This is a genomic window from Rathayibacter sp. AY1F2 (assembly GCF_002930885.1).
Classification (GTDB): Bacteria; Actinomycetota; Actinomycetes; order Actinomycetales; family Microbacteriaceae; genus Rathayibacter.
On record NZ_PSVG01000021.1, the window covers coordinates 21,558 to 35,877 of the forward strand.

Sequence of the window (14,320 nt, forward strand, 5' to 3'; positions counted from 1 at the left end):
TTGGAGGCCCCCAGTGAGCAGCACCACCAAGTTCTTCTCCCGCCACCGCGACACCGAGCCCGTCGACGTCCCCGCCGACGTCGACGGGGACGAGCTGCCGACCGGTGCCGTCGACGTCGACCAGAGCGAAGAGGCCGGCGACGTCGACGCGCTCGACTCCGCCACGCCCACGGGCGCGGTCGGAGCCCCGACGACGGCGCAGGCCGCGGCGACGTCGACGGACGCTCGCGCCCGTTCACGCCGCGTGCGGAAGGCTGAGGAGGAGGCCGCCGCAGCTCGCGCCGCCAGCTCTCCTCTCGCCCGCGAGAAGCCCTCGAAGCGGTCGCGGAAGAAGCGGGCGATCCCGCACCAGGGCGGCAGACAGAACATTGAGAAGGAGTCGGCGCCGAAGCGCCCGATGCGGCCGACGTCGACGGGATGGCTCGGCCGCGGCGGCGGACAGGCCGTCTCGATTCAGCCCGCCGATGAGTTCCGCGCAACGACCGTTCAGGTGTGCGGGCTGTACCCGTTCTCGGTCGGAACGGGCACGCCCATGATCGGCGTGCCGCTGGGGAAGAACCTCACCACCGGGGCCTCCGTGTTGTGCGACCCGATCAGCTGGTTCCAGCGGGCGCAGCTCATCTCCAACCCGTCGATGTTCGTCCTCGGCAAGCCGGGTCTGGGAAAGTCCTCGCTGACCCGCCGCATGGCGACCGGGCTCGCCGGGTACGGCACCATTCCGCTGGTCCTCGGGGATCTGAAGCCCGACTACGTGGACCTCATCCGCGCGATGGAGGGACAGGTCATCACCCTCGGCCGCGACCGCGGCTACCTCAACATCCTCGACCCCGGCGAGGCGACCAGCGCAGCGAAGCGCCTCCGCGACGACGCCGACCAGGCGCTCGAGCAAGCCGCGGAGCTCGACGCCCGCGGCGGCGACTCCAAGGAGCTGCACCTGCGTGCGGTGAAGGCGCAGCGCCTCGCTGCTCAGGTGCTCGCGGACGCTCACGGCCGCCGGCACACGATGATCGCAGCGCTCCTGACGATCCTCCGCTCTCAGCCGCCCACGGACCGGGAGGAGACGATCATCGACCGGGCGCTCAAGTACCTGGACGAGCACCACGAGGGCATCCCCGTCCTCGCGGACCTGCTCGCCGTGATCCAGGCCGCGCCGGACGAGATTCGACAGGTCGCGCTCGACCGCAACGACCTCAAGCGGTACAAGGAAATCACCGAGAACCTCGAAGCGTCGCTCATCGGCCTCACCTCCGGTGGCCGGCTGGGGGAGATCTTCTCCCGCCAGACGACCACCCCCATGCGTCGGGACCGCCCCGTCGTCTACGACGTGTCCTCCATCGATGACTCCGAAGGCGACCTTCAAGCGGCGATCCTCCTCGCGTGCTGGTCCGCGGGATTCGGGACGGTCAACGTCGCCGCCGCGCTGGCCGACGCGGGGATCGAGCCCCGCCGGCACTACTTCGTGATCCTGGACGAGCTATGGCGGGCACTGCGCGCGGGAAAGGGCATGGTCGATCGCGTCGACGCCCTCACCCGCCTCAACCGTGCCCGCGGTGTCGGCCTCGCGATGATCAGCCACACCATGTCCGACCTCCTCGCGCTCTCCAGCGAAGAGGACCGGATGAAGGCCCGCGGATTCGTGGAGCGCTCCGGCATGGTCATCTGCGGCGGCCTGCCCGGTGCTGAGATGCCCCTGCTCACGTCGGCGGTGCCGCTGTCCTCGAAGGAGCAGGAGATGCTCACGAGCTGGCAGGACCCGCCCGCCTGGGATGGCGTCTCCGGGAAGGAAGCGGACCCGCCCGGCCGTGGCCTGTTCCTGATCAAGGTGGGCGGCCGTCCCGGCATCCCCGTCCGCGTCCACCTGACCGGGGCGGAGAAGGACGTCAACGACACCAACAAGCTCTGGCACACCACGAGCCGCGCCGGACGCGCGAACGAGCCCCTGGCGACCGATCCGGTCATGGTGGAGATTCTGCCGTGAGCGTCCTCGTCGCCCTCGGCGCGACCGGCGTCGCGGCTGGCGCGGCCGGCGCCGCGATCGTCAGCGTGATCGCCGCCCGCCGTCGGGGGGCGGCGGAGCGCGATCGGTTTCTACTCACGGGCTGCTGGACCGGGGTCGCCCTCATGGCGGGCTTCGTCGCCTGGGACCAGTGGGACCGGGTGATCGCATGAGCTGCATGTCGACGGTCGTCTACGACGGCTATCTCTGGGGCTGCTCGATGACGACGACGCTCCCGCACACCGACCACATGACGGACCTGCCGGTCGAGTACGTCGACAACGGCCAGGCCGTCCTCACCTGGGGCACCAGCCGGCAGGCGACCAGCGACGACACGACGGCCCCCTACGACGGGCCGATCTATGAGCGATGCGAGCCGCGCAGGTTCCTGCCGGCATCTGTTCCGTTGCTCGAGCGGGCGATGTCGTGATCGCCGCCCGCGCCGGGGGTGCGCTGCTGCGGGGTCCGCTCGGCCAGGTCGGCGCGGTCGCCGGGCTCCTGGCTGTCGCGGTCCTCGTGGCCGCGGCCGCCACCCTCGCGTTCACCGCGCAGGTGCAGCACGCGATCCCCGCCCAGACCACTCTCACCAGCCCAGCACCGACCGAAGGAGTTGCACCATGAGCCTCACGAACAACCGCCGGAAAGAGCCCGGGAAGGCCAGTAACGGCTTCGGGGTCGCGTTCGCGGCCGGCGGTGTCCTGATCATCGCCCTGGCCATCTACATCGCGGTCCGCGTCGGGTCCCAGGTCGACGGCGTGAATCCCGACATGGACACCGACCCGTCGAACTTCTTCTCCGTCGTGGTCGACGTGTTCCGCGGCCGATTCGTCTGGCCGGGCACCGCGACGCTCATCGTCGCCGGGATCGGCGCCGTGGTCGTGTTCTTCGGCACCCTGTTCCTGATCGCGAAGAACGGCGGGAAGAAGAACCGGACCGCGATCGACTGGACCGCCCGCCACACCGCGACCTCCGCGGAGATGAGCCACATGCGCGGCAAGGAGGCGAAGGAGAAGTCGGCCCGACTGGGCGTGACCGACTCGTTCGGCGTCCCTCTGGGTGACCTCCTCAGCGACGGTCGACCTATCTACGCCTCGTTCGAGGACATGGTGCTGCTGCTCGCCGGCCCCCGCGTAGGCAAGTCGACGTCGTTCGTCATCCCCGCGATCGTCAACGCTCCCGGGTCCGTGGTCACGACCTCGAACAAGCGCGACGTGCTCGACGCGACCCGCGACCTCCGCGCAGCACGGGGGCAGGTGTGGGTGTTCGACCCGCAGCGGGTCGCGGTCGAGCCGCCGTCGTGGTGGTGGAACCCCCTCTCCTACGTCACCGACGACACCAAGGCAGCGAAGCTCGCGCAGCACTTCGCGTCCGGATCCAGCGAGGTCGGAGCGCGCTCGGATGCGCACTTCGAGCCGTCCGGTCGCGAGCTGCTGGCAGGCTTCCTGCTCGCCGCGGCTCTCGATGGCCGCCCGATCACGGACGTCTACGAGTGGACGACGAAACCGGGCGACGAGACGGCCGGAGACATCCTGGCCTCGAGCGATTTCCCGCTGATGGCCAAGAGCTTGCAGGGCGCGACGCGGTTGGAGCACCGGGAGCGCGGATCGGTGTACTCCACTGCCCGGCGCATGGCGTCCTGCTTGAAGGACTCCGGCACTCGCCAGTGGGTGAACCGCACCGGCGAGAACGACACCCGGCCGGAGTTCGATCCGGGCGCCTTCGTGCGCTCCACCGGGACGCTCTACAGCCTGTCCAAGGAGGGTGCCGGCAGCGCCGGCCCCCTCGTCCTCGCCCTCACCGCCGCAACGGTCGAGGCCGCGGAGGAGCTGGCCGCGGTGTCGCCCGGCGGCCGGATGCAGACCCCGATGCTCGGCGTTCTCGATGAGGCGGCGAACGTCTGCCGCTGGCGCGACCTGCCCGACCTCTACAGCCACTACGGCTCCCGGGGGATCCCGATCATGTCGGTATTCCAGTCCTGGTCGCAGGGCGTGAGCGTGTTCGGGAAGGAGGGCATGGACAAGCTGTGGTCGGCCGCGAACGCGAAGATCTACGCCGGCGGAATCTCGGAGACGGGGTTCCTGCGGATGGTGTCAGAGCTGATCGGCACCTACGACCGCGAGACGACCTCCGCGAGCATGAACAAGGGCGTGCGCTCGACCACCAGCGCGTTGAAGCGCGAACTGATCCTCGACGTCGCGGAGCTCGCGAACCTCCCCACTCCCAAGAAGGGGCGCAAGATCGGGCGGGCGATCCTGATGTCCTCGGGCTCGCGTGCCGCGATCCTGCGCACGGTGCCGTGGTTCGACGGCCCCAAGCCGCTCGTGGCCGCGATCAACGCCTCCATCGCGAACCACCGACCGGGCGCAGCGCCGACACCGACGCCGCCGCCGGCCCCGGAGCAGGGACACGGCTTCACGCCGGTGACGGACTCATGAGCGATGACTTCTACGGGGGCGTGGACGACGAGGCCGCGCCCGCGTCAGCGGCCGACGAGGCGACGAGCGCCCCGGAGAGCGAAGAGCCCACGACGCATTTCGGGTCGGCGGATGAGTTCGTGCGCAAGCAGCTCATCGGCACCTACCGGCGCCGAGTGATGGCGCAGGGCTCCGGTGCCGGTCTGCGGTGGAAAGCAGCCTGGTGGGAGTCCAAGGAAGCGCAGCAGCGCATCGAGGCGCTGTGGCGGGCGTGGGAGGCCGCACGCGCCGACCCGAAAGCCGGGATGAGCGCGTGGTGGATCAACCACTGCGACCCACACATGAGCGTCCTGCTCTCTGCGGACGGCCCATTCGCTGACTCGACGGACGAGAACCGGATCGGTGAACCGCTGCCTTACACGGCGCCGGCAGAAGGCACTTTCCCGTCCGATCTACAACCGCCGCTGTACACGCAGCGCCCATCCAGAGAAAACGCCTGAGAGGCGCTCTGAGGACGTAAGAAGGGGAGCACCGTCCGGTGCTCCCCTTCTTCGTTCTCGACGCTCCGGCTAGCGGCTTAGGTCCGCGCGATCGGCGCCCTGCCCCTGGCCACGACCGCGCCGCGTCTGAGGGACGGTGCTCATCGGAGCCTTCGACGTCACCGCGGCGCTGGGCGGGGTGGCGTGCGCGCTGTCGGCGCTCATCCGCGCCTCGATGACGTGCGGGGGGACTCCCTTGGCTTCCATCGCCTGAATGGTCGACTGTCGACGCTCGGCACTGTCGTAAGCGATCTCTCCGGCCTCACGCGACGCTGACGCGCGCGGATCCGTCGCGGGCGGCGCCGACTCCGTGGACGGGCCTCCGGTGCCCTGTGCGGCCTCCTGGCGCTCTGCGGGGGCGTCGTCGCGGAAGAGCTGTGCCTGAGCGCGCGCGTCGGAGGCCAGCTCGCGCAGCTCGTCAGGAGTCGCGTTGGCGGTGCCACCGGCGGCCGCGTCGCGGTCGTAGTCGCTCGCGCGCGCTTCGAGCTGCGCAGCCATCTCCGCGCGGCCGTTGTCGACGTCGGATGCACCGGGGGTTTCTCGAGCGGCCTCCTGGTTGCGGGCGTCGTTCGCGCGGTCGAGGCGGTCGGCTTCCGCGATCAGTAGTTGTGCCTCCGTAACCTCCGCTCCCGCTCGAGCACGCTCGGGAGCTACCGTGTCCTTCCACTCCTCGACCAGCGCGGCTCGTGCAGCAGCGACGGCCGCGGGGTCCGCGGTGCGGAACTCTCCGTCGTTCCAGTCGATCGACGTCTGCACGCGGTAGTCCTGGAACCCGGCCGGGTCGGTGTCGCGCTTCCACTCCTCGGCCGCGGAGAGTTCGAGGGTGCCGGCGTCGCCTGCAAGCGCCGCGCGGTAGTCGGTGATCAGAGCGCGCTCCGCGTTCACGTCCGGCTCTGCGCGGCCGCGTATGTCCATGGTGAGGCGGTCGTCGTCGTGGCGGTGGTAGTGCTCCGGCGCGGAGTTGGTGGCCCATTCCTTCGCCCGGTCCAGCTCCGACTTCGCCTGACCGGCGGCGTCGCGCAGCACGGCGGTGTCGACGCCGTAGCGCTCGAACACTTCGCGCTGAACGACGGCCGACGCGCGCTCCGCGATCGGGTCGTGGTTCTTCCACGCCTGCGCCGTCTCCGCGACCTTCGAGATGTCTTGGATGCTCGCCTTCTCCCACCAGTCGGGCCGGTCCACGACCTGCAACGTCGCGCGTGCAGCGCCGCGCTCGGCGTCGAAACGGGCCGACAGCTCGCGCGCCTGCGCGGCGGAGCGTGCCTGCGCGTCGCGAGCCAGCTCCTCGCGCAGCCGGGCGAACTTCTCGCCCATCTGCATCGCGATGGTCAACGCGATCCGGACGTTCTGACCGACCTCCTGGCCTACCTCGTCGTCGTCACTCATGACTTCCTCCCCTTGCCTTGGTGAATCGTCTATCGGCCACGGTCGCCGCGGTCCTGGTCAGGTCCCTGCCGAGACTGTCGGGCGCGGTCCGCGAGCATCGCTTCCTCGCGCTCCCGGTCAGCCTTGGTGAGCTTCGTGGGTACGGGACTGCCCGACCCGAAGTTGGTCTGGGACAGCCGGCGAACGTCTTTGAGCTCCTCCGGGAGCGCCTGCCAGGCCCGCTCGTTCTCCGCGACCTTCTCGGCCTTCACGACGACCTGGTAGCCGTCGCGAACAGCGGACAACTGACCCCGCAACGTCTGCGACAGCTCGCGCATCCGTCGCGCATCACCGGCTGCCTTATGAGCCGACGCGACCGCGTGCGTCAAGCGCGCGAACTGGTTCAGCAGCAGCAGCTCCGCGGCTGCATTCTTCTTATTCCCCGCCGCGGCCATGATCAATGCGGAGTACGCCGCCGTCGAGGGCATCATCGCGGGCCGCGGGCGCGTCTCGTGCGCCCGCAGGTGCGCCGAGCGGGCGAGCGATCGCGCAGCGTCCGCGAGCGGTCCCGGGGTGGGCTCCATGCGCCGGGACCACGCCGCGTAGGCGCCGGCCGTCTCGCGCGCAACGTGCGCCCACGTGGCCCTGTCGGAGGGGTCCACGGACCTGATGTAGTCGTGCAGCCGGTCCATGTCCGCGGCGTACGCCTCGAACAGCTCGGGGGCCGGCTCCGCCGTCTCCCGGCCAGGGTTGACCGGCGTGTACTGCCAGGGATTCTTGGCTGTCGCGCGCCATTCGGATGCCGCATCCGACGCGGACTCCGGCTGGTCCGGCCAGCCCTTCCGCAGCTCCGGCAAGGTCAGGTCGCGAGCGAGCCGGCCGCCGCCGTGCCAGATCGCCTTCTCGCCGTTCGTCGGCCGCAGCGCCACCGAATAGCCGGCGATCACATCGTCACGACCCGTCGCGAATCGAGGGCGCACCAGCACCCCGCCCTGACGCAGACGACGAACGAACTCGCTCTCATCCTGGGACGCGGACGAGGCCGCGCGTACGGCGCGCTCGAGGCGCTGCATGTCCGGCTCGACGTGCCCGCGACGTGCAGCGGACTCACGCGCTCCCGGCCGCACACCGCGCTCCGGGAACTCGCGCTCCGGCGCCTGGTAGACCTGCAACCCGTACTCGCGCTCCAGCTCACGGCTGATCGTCTGCGACCGCTCGTAGTCCTTGTGCACCGACGCTTTCGTGCCGTCCTCGCGCACCAGCGACACGGCGATGTGTACGTGGTCGTTGCCGTTCTTCGACAGCCCGTGACGCACCGCGACCCAGCGGCAATCGGCCTTGCCGATGTCCTCGCCCGCGAAGCCCATCCGCTGCACGAAGTCGGTCGAGATTCGGCCCCACTGCTCGTCTGTGAGCTGGCCCTCCTCGGCCGCCAGCGACAGCGAGCAATGCCACACATCAGCCGCCACGCGATCCTTCACGATCGCGCCGGCCGAGTCCCGAACCGCCTCGCCGTTCTCGTCGGTGCGCACCTTGTTGCGCGTCACCTCGACGCCGAACAGCTCCCGCGGTCGGTCCAGATCCGCAGCGATCGCCGCAGCCGCAGCGCCATCCAGAACCTCATGCCCGTACTCAGCCATGATCGCGGAATCCCCCGCGATCAGGTGCTGCTCCTCGTGCTCGTTCGTCTTGCCGGGACCAACGAGGTAGCCCATCAGTCCACGCATGCGCGTGCCGCGCGTGATGTTCGTTCTCACCGTCCACCGAGCCGGTCTGCCGTCGCCTCGATCAGGCGTCGCACCCGCCGGTACTCCTCCGCAGCCTCAACAGCCTCGGCCGGGAACTGGCCCGTGCTGTTCGCGAACCGCGCGAGCTGGTTCATGTTGTCCGACGTCTTCTGCAACAGCTTCGACGCCCGGAACAGCTCAGCAACCACCAACCGCCACTCCGTGTCCGTGCGCACCTGGGCGTTCATCGCGGACTCGAACAGCAGCCGCGGCACCGTCACTTCCAGCACCTCGGCACGGGCGCGCAGGTGCGCGTCCTCCTCGGGCGTGACCGACACCTCGTACCGCTTCGACCGCGCAGCGACACCCGGCACGTTCGCGCGGCGGCGCCGGCCGAACAACCGACCCTCTCGTGACGACTCCGACACGACCCTCACCGTCCTTCCGGCCCAGCGCAGCGAACCCGCCCCCAGGCGGGGACCATACGACCAGTATGCGCCGACCCGGCCGCGCAGCGGAAGGGGCGCAAGCGGTTTACCACGGGTAAACCTATAGCTTGCTCCACAAACCATCTTCGCACCGAGCGCGACTTGGGTGTAACTCGGGTCCGAAGGACACCCGAGCGTCTCGGCTGGCGAAGCCGAACCCGAGACGCTTGAGTCCGCGCCTTCCGCATGACGGCGGCGGCGGCGGCTAGCCTTTCCGCATGAGCGACCACACGAGGAACCCTGACGACGCCGCCGACGCCGCCCGCCGACTGCTCGAACAGAGCGTCGAGAAGCGCGTCGAGGCGGTCCGCACGATCGTCTCCGCAGCCAACGACACCGACACCGCACGCGCCACCCTCAGCGACGCGCAGAACCGACACAGCAAGGCGTGGGCGGACGCCCTCGCCGCCGGATGGTCGGAGAAGGAACTCCGCGCAGCAGGAGTGCCGCGACCCGAGCAGACTCGCGCTCGCGTCACCCGCGCGCGACGCACAACGTCGGCGGAGGGAATTCCCGCCGATTCGACCGAGAGCGACAGCTCCGCGTCCATCGAGAACGCTGCATGACCGACAACGACTCCGCCGCGCTCCACGGCCAGGTCCGCGCCTGGGCGGAGGGGGCCAACCCGCTCACGGCCGCCGTCGAACTGCTGATCCGATCGGGCCTCGTGTACGCCGGAGCACCGTGGGTGAAGACCGACAACGCCTGGCACACGAGCGCAATCGACTTCGACCGCCTCGGCTACGAAATCGGAGCGCTCAGCGGAGGCGAACAGCGCGTCGCGCGGATCGCGTCGTCGCTCGGTCAGGGTGTCCCTGTCGACCTCCGCGAGGACGTCGCCGGGCTCGACCTCGAACACACGCGACTGGTCCTCGCGGCGATCGCGCACGCCGCCGGACTCGGAGAGCCCGGCACGACGATCCAGACCGTCGACGGAGTGCCGACAATCGTCCCCCATGACGCTCTGGCGTCGTGGCCGAACGAGTAGGTCGATCGCGCACGACGACCGCCCTCGTCGAGTAGCAAGCCCCCGCTCGAGCAGTCACGCTCGCGGGGGCTTCTGCCTTCCCGCGACGTGCGCGCAGGCTGCGGTCCGGCCGTCCATCCGACGCTTCACTCTTGCCTGCGCCGGCCGACCGTCAAGAGCGCTGCGCGTCCCTCCGGGATACCCCTCCGGGGCACTCCTGACGGCCACCCGCCTCCGGCATCGCGCCGCTTATCGGATGGATGGCCTCAGAGAATGCTCCCCTCGGGAAGAGTTCCGATCAGCGGCCCCTGCCGGACGCTCACCGGAGCGCTACATCGCGTAGGTGATGACGACGGATGAGAGCTTCCGCGACGTTCACGTCCACCGACGACGTGTGCACGGCCCTCCTCGCCTTCGTCGGTTCGATCGCCGCCGGCGGACACTCCGAGTCGATCGCTATTCCCGCGCTGCGCGTGGATGGGCAGGTCATGGAAGTACGGATGACGGTGAACGCCAACAGCGCGTTCGTCGTCGTCCCAGTCGATGCCGACGCGCAAGACGAGCGCGCCCTTCTGGCAGCCTCAAAGTCGGTAGTCAGCGAGCTGCGCAAGCGAAGCGCGGCCAGCCGTCAGGATGCCGAGCGGCGCTGACAGGAGTTGCTCGACTCGCTCCGCTCACGCTCACCGTCTCGGCACTTCGTGTCTAAAGTGGCGGTGCGGTTGAGAAGTGGGGACCTCGACGCCGCGCGCGGCAGACCGACGAGGGGTCGTCGGTGTCGCTCTGCTCTCGGCCGCGTCACACAGCGCGGCCGAGAGCACCACTCGCCGGCTGCTGCTCAGGGCCGTCAACCCTCCTCCCGTGGGCACAGTCGGCACCTATGGTCGGGCATGTACGGAGTGCCGTTCGCTCCGGCCCCAGTGCTCCCGGCTCGGATGCGGCTCGGCCCCTGAGCCGGGAGTAGCGGCCCGGCCCCGCGTCGGGGGATGCCGGGTCGGGCCGCTTCCCAGGGGAAGAAGCCGCACCCGAGCGAAACGACACCAGGCGTAACGTGCGGTGGTTATGCTCCGCGCATGATCGACTTCAGCTCCGCCGAGATGGCGACAGTCGAGTACGTCGAGGACCAGTGGCGCCTCACGATTCTCGACGGGACCGGCACCACGTTGGCCGAGACCGGGCTTCCGCTTTTCGGCCCCGAGAACTTCTTCGTTCGCGCCAGCTCTGACCGGCCGGCGGGCCTGGATTACGTGGGGCCGTTCTTGAACAAGCGCGGCCTGTACTACACCCAGTGGACCGGTCGCGGCCGAGACGGATGGAGCACACAGCTCCACTACTGACGAGCACACGTTGCGCGGGCAGACGTCCAGGATGATGAGCACATGTCGCGCAACACTGAGCCGTTGGCCGGTCAAATGGTCTGGCTCGTCCGCTGGATCCAATCGCGTGACGGCTGGTCGCACGAGACCATCAGCGGCGCTTTTCAGGAGCGCACCGACACGTGCTGGCGCGTCTGGGTGAACGAGGAGCTGCGCGAACTTCCCTCACAGGACTGGTCCCCCTACAAGCCGTGACGCCGACGGTGGTCCACGCTCAGCTGTGGTCAGTGACGGATCGCGGAAGCGCGCCAGCCTTCGTCCTTGACCCAGCGGAACCCAATCCAGCAAGTCTGCGGCTCCGGCGCGTCTGCGGCCGCGTCCAGGGCGACCCGAAACGTGGCAGGTGTCGCGCCGTCGATGATCGTGAACTCCGAATCGCGGTCCGCGAGCGCCCCGCACGCATCGCGCAAGCCTGCACTGTCTGACTCGGTGTTCGCGGGAAGAAGCTTCGCGATCGCCGGATCATCGTTCAACACGGGCACGAGCTCGTACACCAGCTCCTGGCCACTCCCCGACGGCGGCACCGCTCCCGACGTCGAGTCATCGAGCGACCCGACCGCAAACATGAAGACAGCGACGACGCCGGCCAGCACCGACGTCAGCAGAACGAGTAGGACCACGGTGACGCCACGATGGTGCCGCGGCGGTGAAGGAAGATCCTCCGCCTCGTCGTACGCCCCCACCGCTTCCCCTCCGCCGACAGGTCCTCCCGACCCCGGCTCACCAGAGATACCAGACCTGAACGACCAACCATCACGCACTATCCCCATCGCCCTCCCCCGTTTGGCTGATGCTCGGCAGATCACTCAGGAACCGATGTGTATGATTCCGCATGGATTGAGCGGGGACCTGGACCGCCGATCTTTGGCTTGTGACGCGAGAGCGCCAAGCCCGCCGGCGGGGGTGCGCCGACCCGAACGGCGCGCCCTCAGCCGCGCCACGATGCCAAGCTCGGTTCATCAGCTCGATGGCGTGGCGTCCGATCGGCGTCAGGTCGACCACGACTCGTCTTGGCGTGGCCGTGCCGGCCTGCCAGGGTCATGGCCATGGAGATCACAGATGATGTCGAGCGGGCCGAATGGCTTGGGCTGCGCATGCAGCGAGAGCGAAGCTGGGCACGAGTCGGCTCGGTCGCCGGATACGGGTTCGAGGCGTACGCCCGTGTCCTTCACCCTCGACCTGACGGCGATGACATTTGGGAACGCCAGCGGTGGGCGGACGTTGCTGCTACTGCCGGCAAGGTCATGCACCCGCTCGTCCAGTGGGAACGGCTCCTAGGCAGGGACGAGCCGCGCGGCGGCACAAGTGACGTCGGACGACTCGATCCGCAAGTACTCGCCGCCCTCGCACCCATCCTCAGTTCGGCGACCACTACGCCCGGCGATGCGCTCGCGGCGTACTGGGTCGGTGGGACCGGCCAGAACCTCCTCGGCAGGCCGGTCAGCATTGACCGATACGACTACATACTGGCCGCCACGAGCATGGCGGAGCTTGCCGAACCCGGATGGGGTCCCGAGATTGGCCTCCGCGGCGAGGAAGCGCCGCAACTACTCTGGCCTGAAGATCACGCCTGGGTGCTCGCCACCGAGATCGACTGGGACTCCACCATCGTCGCCGGCTCGCACACGCTCGTAAGCGCGATCCTCACTGACGGCCGATTCGAGGCCTTCCCCGTCGATGAGGACTCCGACCTGTCGTGGAACGGTGACACGATCAACCGTCCCAAAGTCCAGGAACCGTCCTAGGAGAGCGCGAAGGACAGCGATCGCGACGTCAGTGAGTGATTGAGGCCGCCTGCCATCCGCTCCGAGTTCGAGTCGTCGCATCGTTCTACGGTGCAAGCGACGCCTACCGATCGGGAGGCCGAAGGTACGCGGACAGGGTGAAGGCGGGCGGCCCATGGGTCACCCGCCTTCACACTCGCGGACGCGGAGCGCCTCTTGCGGTGACCCTACGGAGCCAGGATGTAGGACATGCCCACGACGTCCTGCACAGTTCGCGTGTTGTAGACGCCAGGTCCGGCGGCACCGTTCATCTCGGTGATGTTGATGTAGAGGCCGTCAGCGCGCTGCTCGACGGAATCGACCCAGGCGACGTGACCGTAGGTGGGGTCCGCCCCCTGCACGCCGGGCTCGAAGACGACGATGCTGCGAGCCTGAGCATCCAGGACGGTAGTCCAGCCGTTCGCGGCGGCGCTGGTGTCCCAGTCGAGGGCGTTGCCGTAGATGGCGGGACGCAGCCCGGTCGCCTCGAAGAACTTTTCCTTCGCACCCCATGTGCACTGACCGGCAGCGCCGCTGTTCGCTCCCTCGGTAACGCCAGTGGCGCGGCCGGAGTCAGCGACGGCGGTGGTTGTCTGAGTTGTGGTGTCCGCGAAGGCCGGCGCGGCGCCCACGATCGGGACTGCGACGGTGAGTGATGCTGCGAGCAGGCCCGCAGCGATGCGGGACCGGCGGAAGCCGTGTCCCGGGTGGTTCTGACGGTTGGCCGAGCTGGTGTCGAATTCGTTGCTCGTGCTGGTGCGCATGATGTACTCCTTCGTCTCTTCTTGCTTCCCTTGAACACCCTCCACGCTGCCACTCATACGGCTCCCATCACCGAAATGGAGGAAGCGGCCACGTAGCGCCCACCTCCCACCCAGGCGCGAAGCAGCGCCCGCCACGCACTGCGAGCGACCGCACCGGAGGGTGACGGGGGCTCCGTCTAGCTGAGGTACACCCCAACCGGACGTCAGGCACCATGGCCGAAGCGCGTCCGAATAGGGCCGTGTCGGACCTTGTCTGACACTTGCCCCTGCGGCTCTTAGACTTCAACTGGACAAGTAGGGGTCGGAGGCGGCATGTCGGGTCAGAGGGTCGGGTACGTGCGGGTGAGCACGTTGGATCAGAGCACGGTGCGCCAGCTCGACGGCCTGACGCTGGATCGGGTGTTCGAGGACAAGGCCTCCGGCAAGGACGTGAACCGTCCGCAGCTCGAAGAGATGATCGGGTTCGTCCGCGACGGAGACACGGTGCTCGTGCACTCGATGGACCGGCTCGCAAGGAACCTAGAAGACCTCCGCCGGCTCGTGCGCCGACTGACGGACAAGAAGGTCCGGGTCGAGTTCGTCAAGGAACAGCTCACCTTCACTGGTGAGGACAGCGCGATGGCGAACCTGCTGCTGAACATGATGGGCGCGTTCGCAGAGTTCGAACGCGAACTCATTCGGGAGCGTCAACGCGAGGGCATCGCTTTGGCCAAGCAGCGCGGCGTCTACCGAGGCCGCGCCCGCTCGCTTACCCTCGCGCAGGTCGCGGAGCTGCGCGAGCGGGCTGGTGCCGGCGTGCCGAAGACGACGTTGGCAAAGAAATATGGCATCAGCCGGGAGACGGTGTACGCCTACCTTCGCGCCTCGACATCGGCGCTACAAGCGTCTGAAGAGTGACGGGGCGCTGACATGGTGAGCACTGTC

Annotated in this window: 18 protein-coding genes; 13 read left to right on the forward strand and 5 right to left on the reverse strand. The window is 68.8% G+C overall.

What is annotated here, in order from left to right; all coding sequences use genetic code 11:
* Positions 1-397 precede the first annotated feature (397 nt).
* The 6 genes from C5C54_RS14225 to C5C54_RS14250 are packed head-to-tail and all read left to right on the forward strand — an operon-like array spanning position 398 to position 4,910.
* Positions 398-1,978: an ATP/GTP-binding protein gene (locus C5C54_RS14225; protein ID WP_258063340.1), complete on the forward strand. Its 1,581-nt coding sequence runs from the start codon at positions 398-400 to the stop codon at positions 1,976-1,978.
* Positions 1,975-2,169: a hypothetical protein gene (locus C5C54_RS14230; protein WP_104288626.1), complete on the forward strand. Its 195-nt coding sequence runs from the start codon at positions 1,975-1,977 to the stop codon at positions 2,167-2,169. The genes C5C54_RS14225 and C5C54_RS14230 overlap by 4 nt, the downstream gene beginning before the upstream one ends.
* A gap of 5 nt (positions 2,170-2,174) precedes the next feature.
* A complete protein-coding gene (locus tag C5C54_RS14235) occupies positions 2,175-2,426 on the forward strand; it encodes a hypothetical protein (protein WP_104288627.1) in 252 nt (83 codons plus the stop codon).
* Entirely contained in the window at positions 2,423-2,617 is a 195-nt protein-coding gene (locus C5C54_RS14240) for a hypothetical protein (protein ID WP_104288628.1), read from the forward strand. Before C5C54_RS14235 ends, C5C54_RS14240 begins: the two co-directional genes overlap by 4 nt.
* Complete coding sequence (locus C5C54_RS14245; protein WP_104288629.1) at positions 2,614-4,431, forward strand: type IV secretory system conjugative DNA transfer family protein; 1,818 nt, start codon at positions 2,614-2,616, stop codon at positions 4,429-4,431. Before C5C54_RS14240 ends, C5C54_RS14245 begins: the two co-directional genes overlap by 4 nt.
* Positions 4,428-4,910, forward strand: a complete 483-nt coding sequence (locus C5C54_RS14250; RefSeq protein ID WP_104288630.1) for a DUF4913 domain-containing protein — start codon at positions 4,428-4,430, stop codon at positions 4,908-4,910. The genes C5C54_RS14245 and C5C54_RS14250 overlap by 4 nt, the downstream gene beginning before the upstream one ends.
* A 69-nt stretch (positions 4,911-4,979) precedes the next feature.
* Here C5C54_RS14250 and C5C54_RS14255 read toward each other — a convergent pair whose 3' ends face one another.
* Genes C5C54_RS14255 through C5C54_RS14265 form a run of 3 tightly spaced genes read right to left on the reverse strand, consistent with a single transcriptional unit; the run spans position 4,980 to position 8,379 of the window.
* Positions 4,980-6,335: a hypothetical protein gene (locus tag C5C54_RS14255; protein WP_104263454.1), complete on the reverse strand. Its 1,356-nt coding sequence runs from the start codon at positions 6,333-6,335 to the stop codon at positions 4,980-4,982.
* Positions 6,336-6,364: 29 nt separating this feature from the next.
* Positions 6,365-8,071, reverse strand: coding sequence for a relaxase/mobilization nuclease domain-containing protein (locus C5C54_RS14260; protein WP_104263455.1), 1,707 nt, complete (start codon positions 8,069-8,071; stop codon positions 6,365-6,367).
* Positions 8,068-8,379 carry a plasmid mobilization relaxosome protein MobC gene (locus C5C54_RS14265; RefSeq protein WP_236553717.1) on the reverse strand — a complete coding sequence of 104 codons (312 nt, stop codon included), beginning with the start codon at positions 8,377-8,379 and terminating at the stop codon, positions 8,068-8,070. Before C5C54_RS14265 ends, C5C54_RS14260 begins: the two co-directional genes overlap by 4 nt.
* A gap of 368 nt (positions 8,380-8,747) precedes the next feature.
* On the opposite strand from C5C54_RS14265, the gene C5C54_RS14270 reads away from it, so the two are divergent.
* The 5 genes from C5C54_RS14270 to C5C54_RS14290 all read left to right on the forward strand — a co-directional run bounded on the left by C5C54_RS14270 (position 8,748) and on the right by C5C54_RS14290 (position 11,064).
* A complete protein-coding gene (locus tag C5C54_RS14270) occupies positions 8,748-9,095 on the forward strand; it encodes a hypothetical protein (protein WP_104263456.1) in 348 nt (115 codons plus the stop codon).
* The gene (locus C5C54_RS14275) at positions 9,092-9,517 is read left to right on the forward strand and encodes a hypothetical protein (RefSeq protein WP_104263457.1); all 426 of its coding nucleotides are present in this window, start codon (positions 9,092-9,094) and stop codon (positions 9,515-9,517) included. The genes C5C54_RS14270 and C5C54_RS14275 overlap by 4 nt, the downstream gene beginning before the upstream one ends.
* 335 nt (positions 9,518-9,852) lie before the next feature.
* The gene (locus tag C5C54_RS14280; protein WP_104227097.1) at positions 9,853-10,146 is read left to right on the forward strand and encodes a hypothetical protein; all 294 of its coding nucleotides are present in this window, start codon (positions 9,853-9,855) and stop codon (positions 10,144-10,146) included.
* 420 nt (positions 10,147-10,566) lie between these two features.
* The gene (locus tag C5C54_RS14285) at positions 10,567-10,830 is read left to right on the forward strand and encodes a hypothetical protein (RefSeq protein WP_104227096.1); all 264 of its coding nucleotides are present in this window, start codon (positions 10,567-10,569) and stop codon (positions 10,828-10,830) included.
* Between the two features lie 42 nt (positions 10,831-10,872).
* On the forward strand, positions 10,873-11,064 hold the full coding sequence (locus tag C5C54_RS14290; protein ID WP_104227095.1) for a hypothetical protein: 192 nt from the start codon (positions 10,873-10,875) through the stop codon (positions 11,062-11,064).
* 29 nt (positions 11,065-11,093) lie between these two features.
* Here the strand turns inward: C5C54_RS14290 and C5C54_RS14295 are convergent, their stop codons facing one another.
* Positions 11,094-11,552, reverse strand: coding sequence for a hypothetical protein (locus C5C54_RS14295; RefSeq protein ID WP_104227094.1), 459 nt, complete (start codon positions 11,550-11,552; stop codon positions 11,094-11,096).
* A gap of 363 nt (positions 11,553-11,915) precedes the next feature.
* Between C5C54_RS14295 and C5C54_RS14300 the strand changes: the two genes are divergently transcribed.
* Complete coding sequence (locus tag C5C54_RS14300; RefSeq protein WP_146078502.1) at positions 11,916-12,614, forward strand: hypothetical protein; 699 nt, start codon at positions 11,916-11,918, stop codon at positions 12,612-12,614.
* A gap of 206 nt (positions 12,615-12,820) precedes the next feature.
* Here C5C54_RS14300 and C5C54_RS14305 read toward each other — a convergent pair whose 3' ends face one another.
* Complete coding sequence (locus C5C54_RS14305) at positions 12,821-13,396, reverse strand: CHAP domain-containing protein (RefSeq protein ID WP_219812207.1); 576 nt, start codon at positions 13,394-13,396, stop codon at positions 12,821-12,823.
* A gap of 312 nt (positions 13,397-13,708) precedes the next feature.
* On the opposite strand from C5C54_RS14305, the gene C5C54_RS14310 reads away from it, so the two are divergent.
* Positions 13,709-14,293, forward strand: a complete 585-nt coding sequence (locus C5C54_RS14310; protein WP_104227091.1) for a recombinase family protein — start codon at positions 13,709-13,711, stop codon at positions 14,291-14,293.
* Positions 14,294-14,320 lie beyond the last annotated feature (27 nt).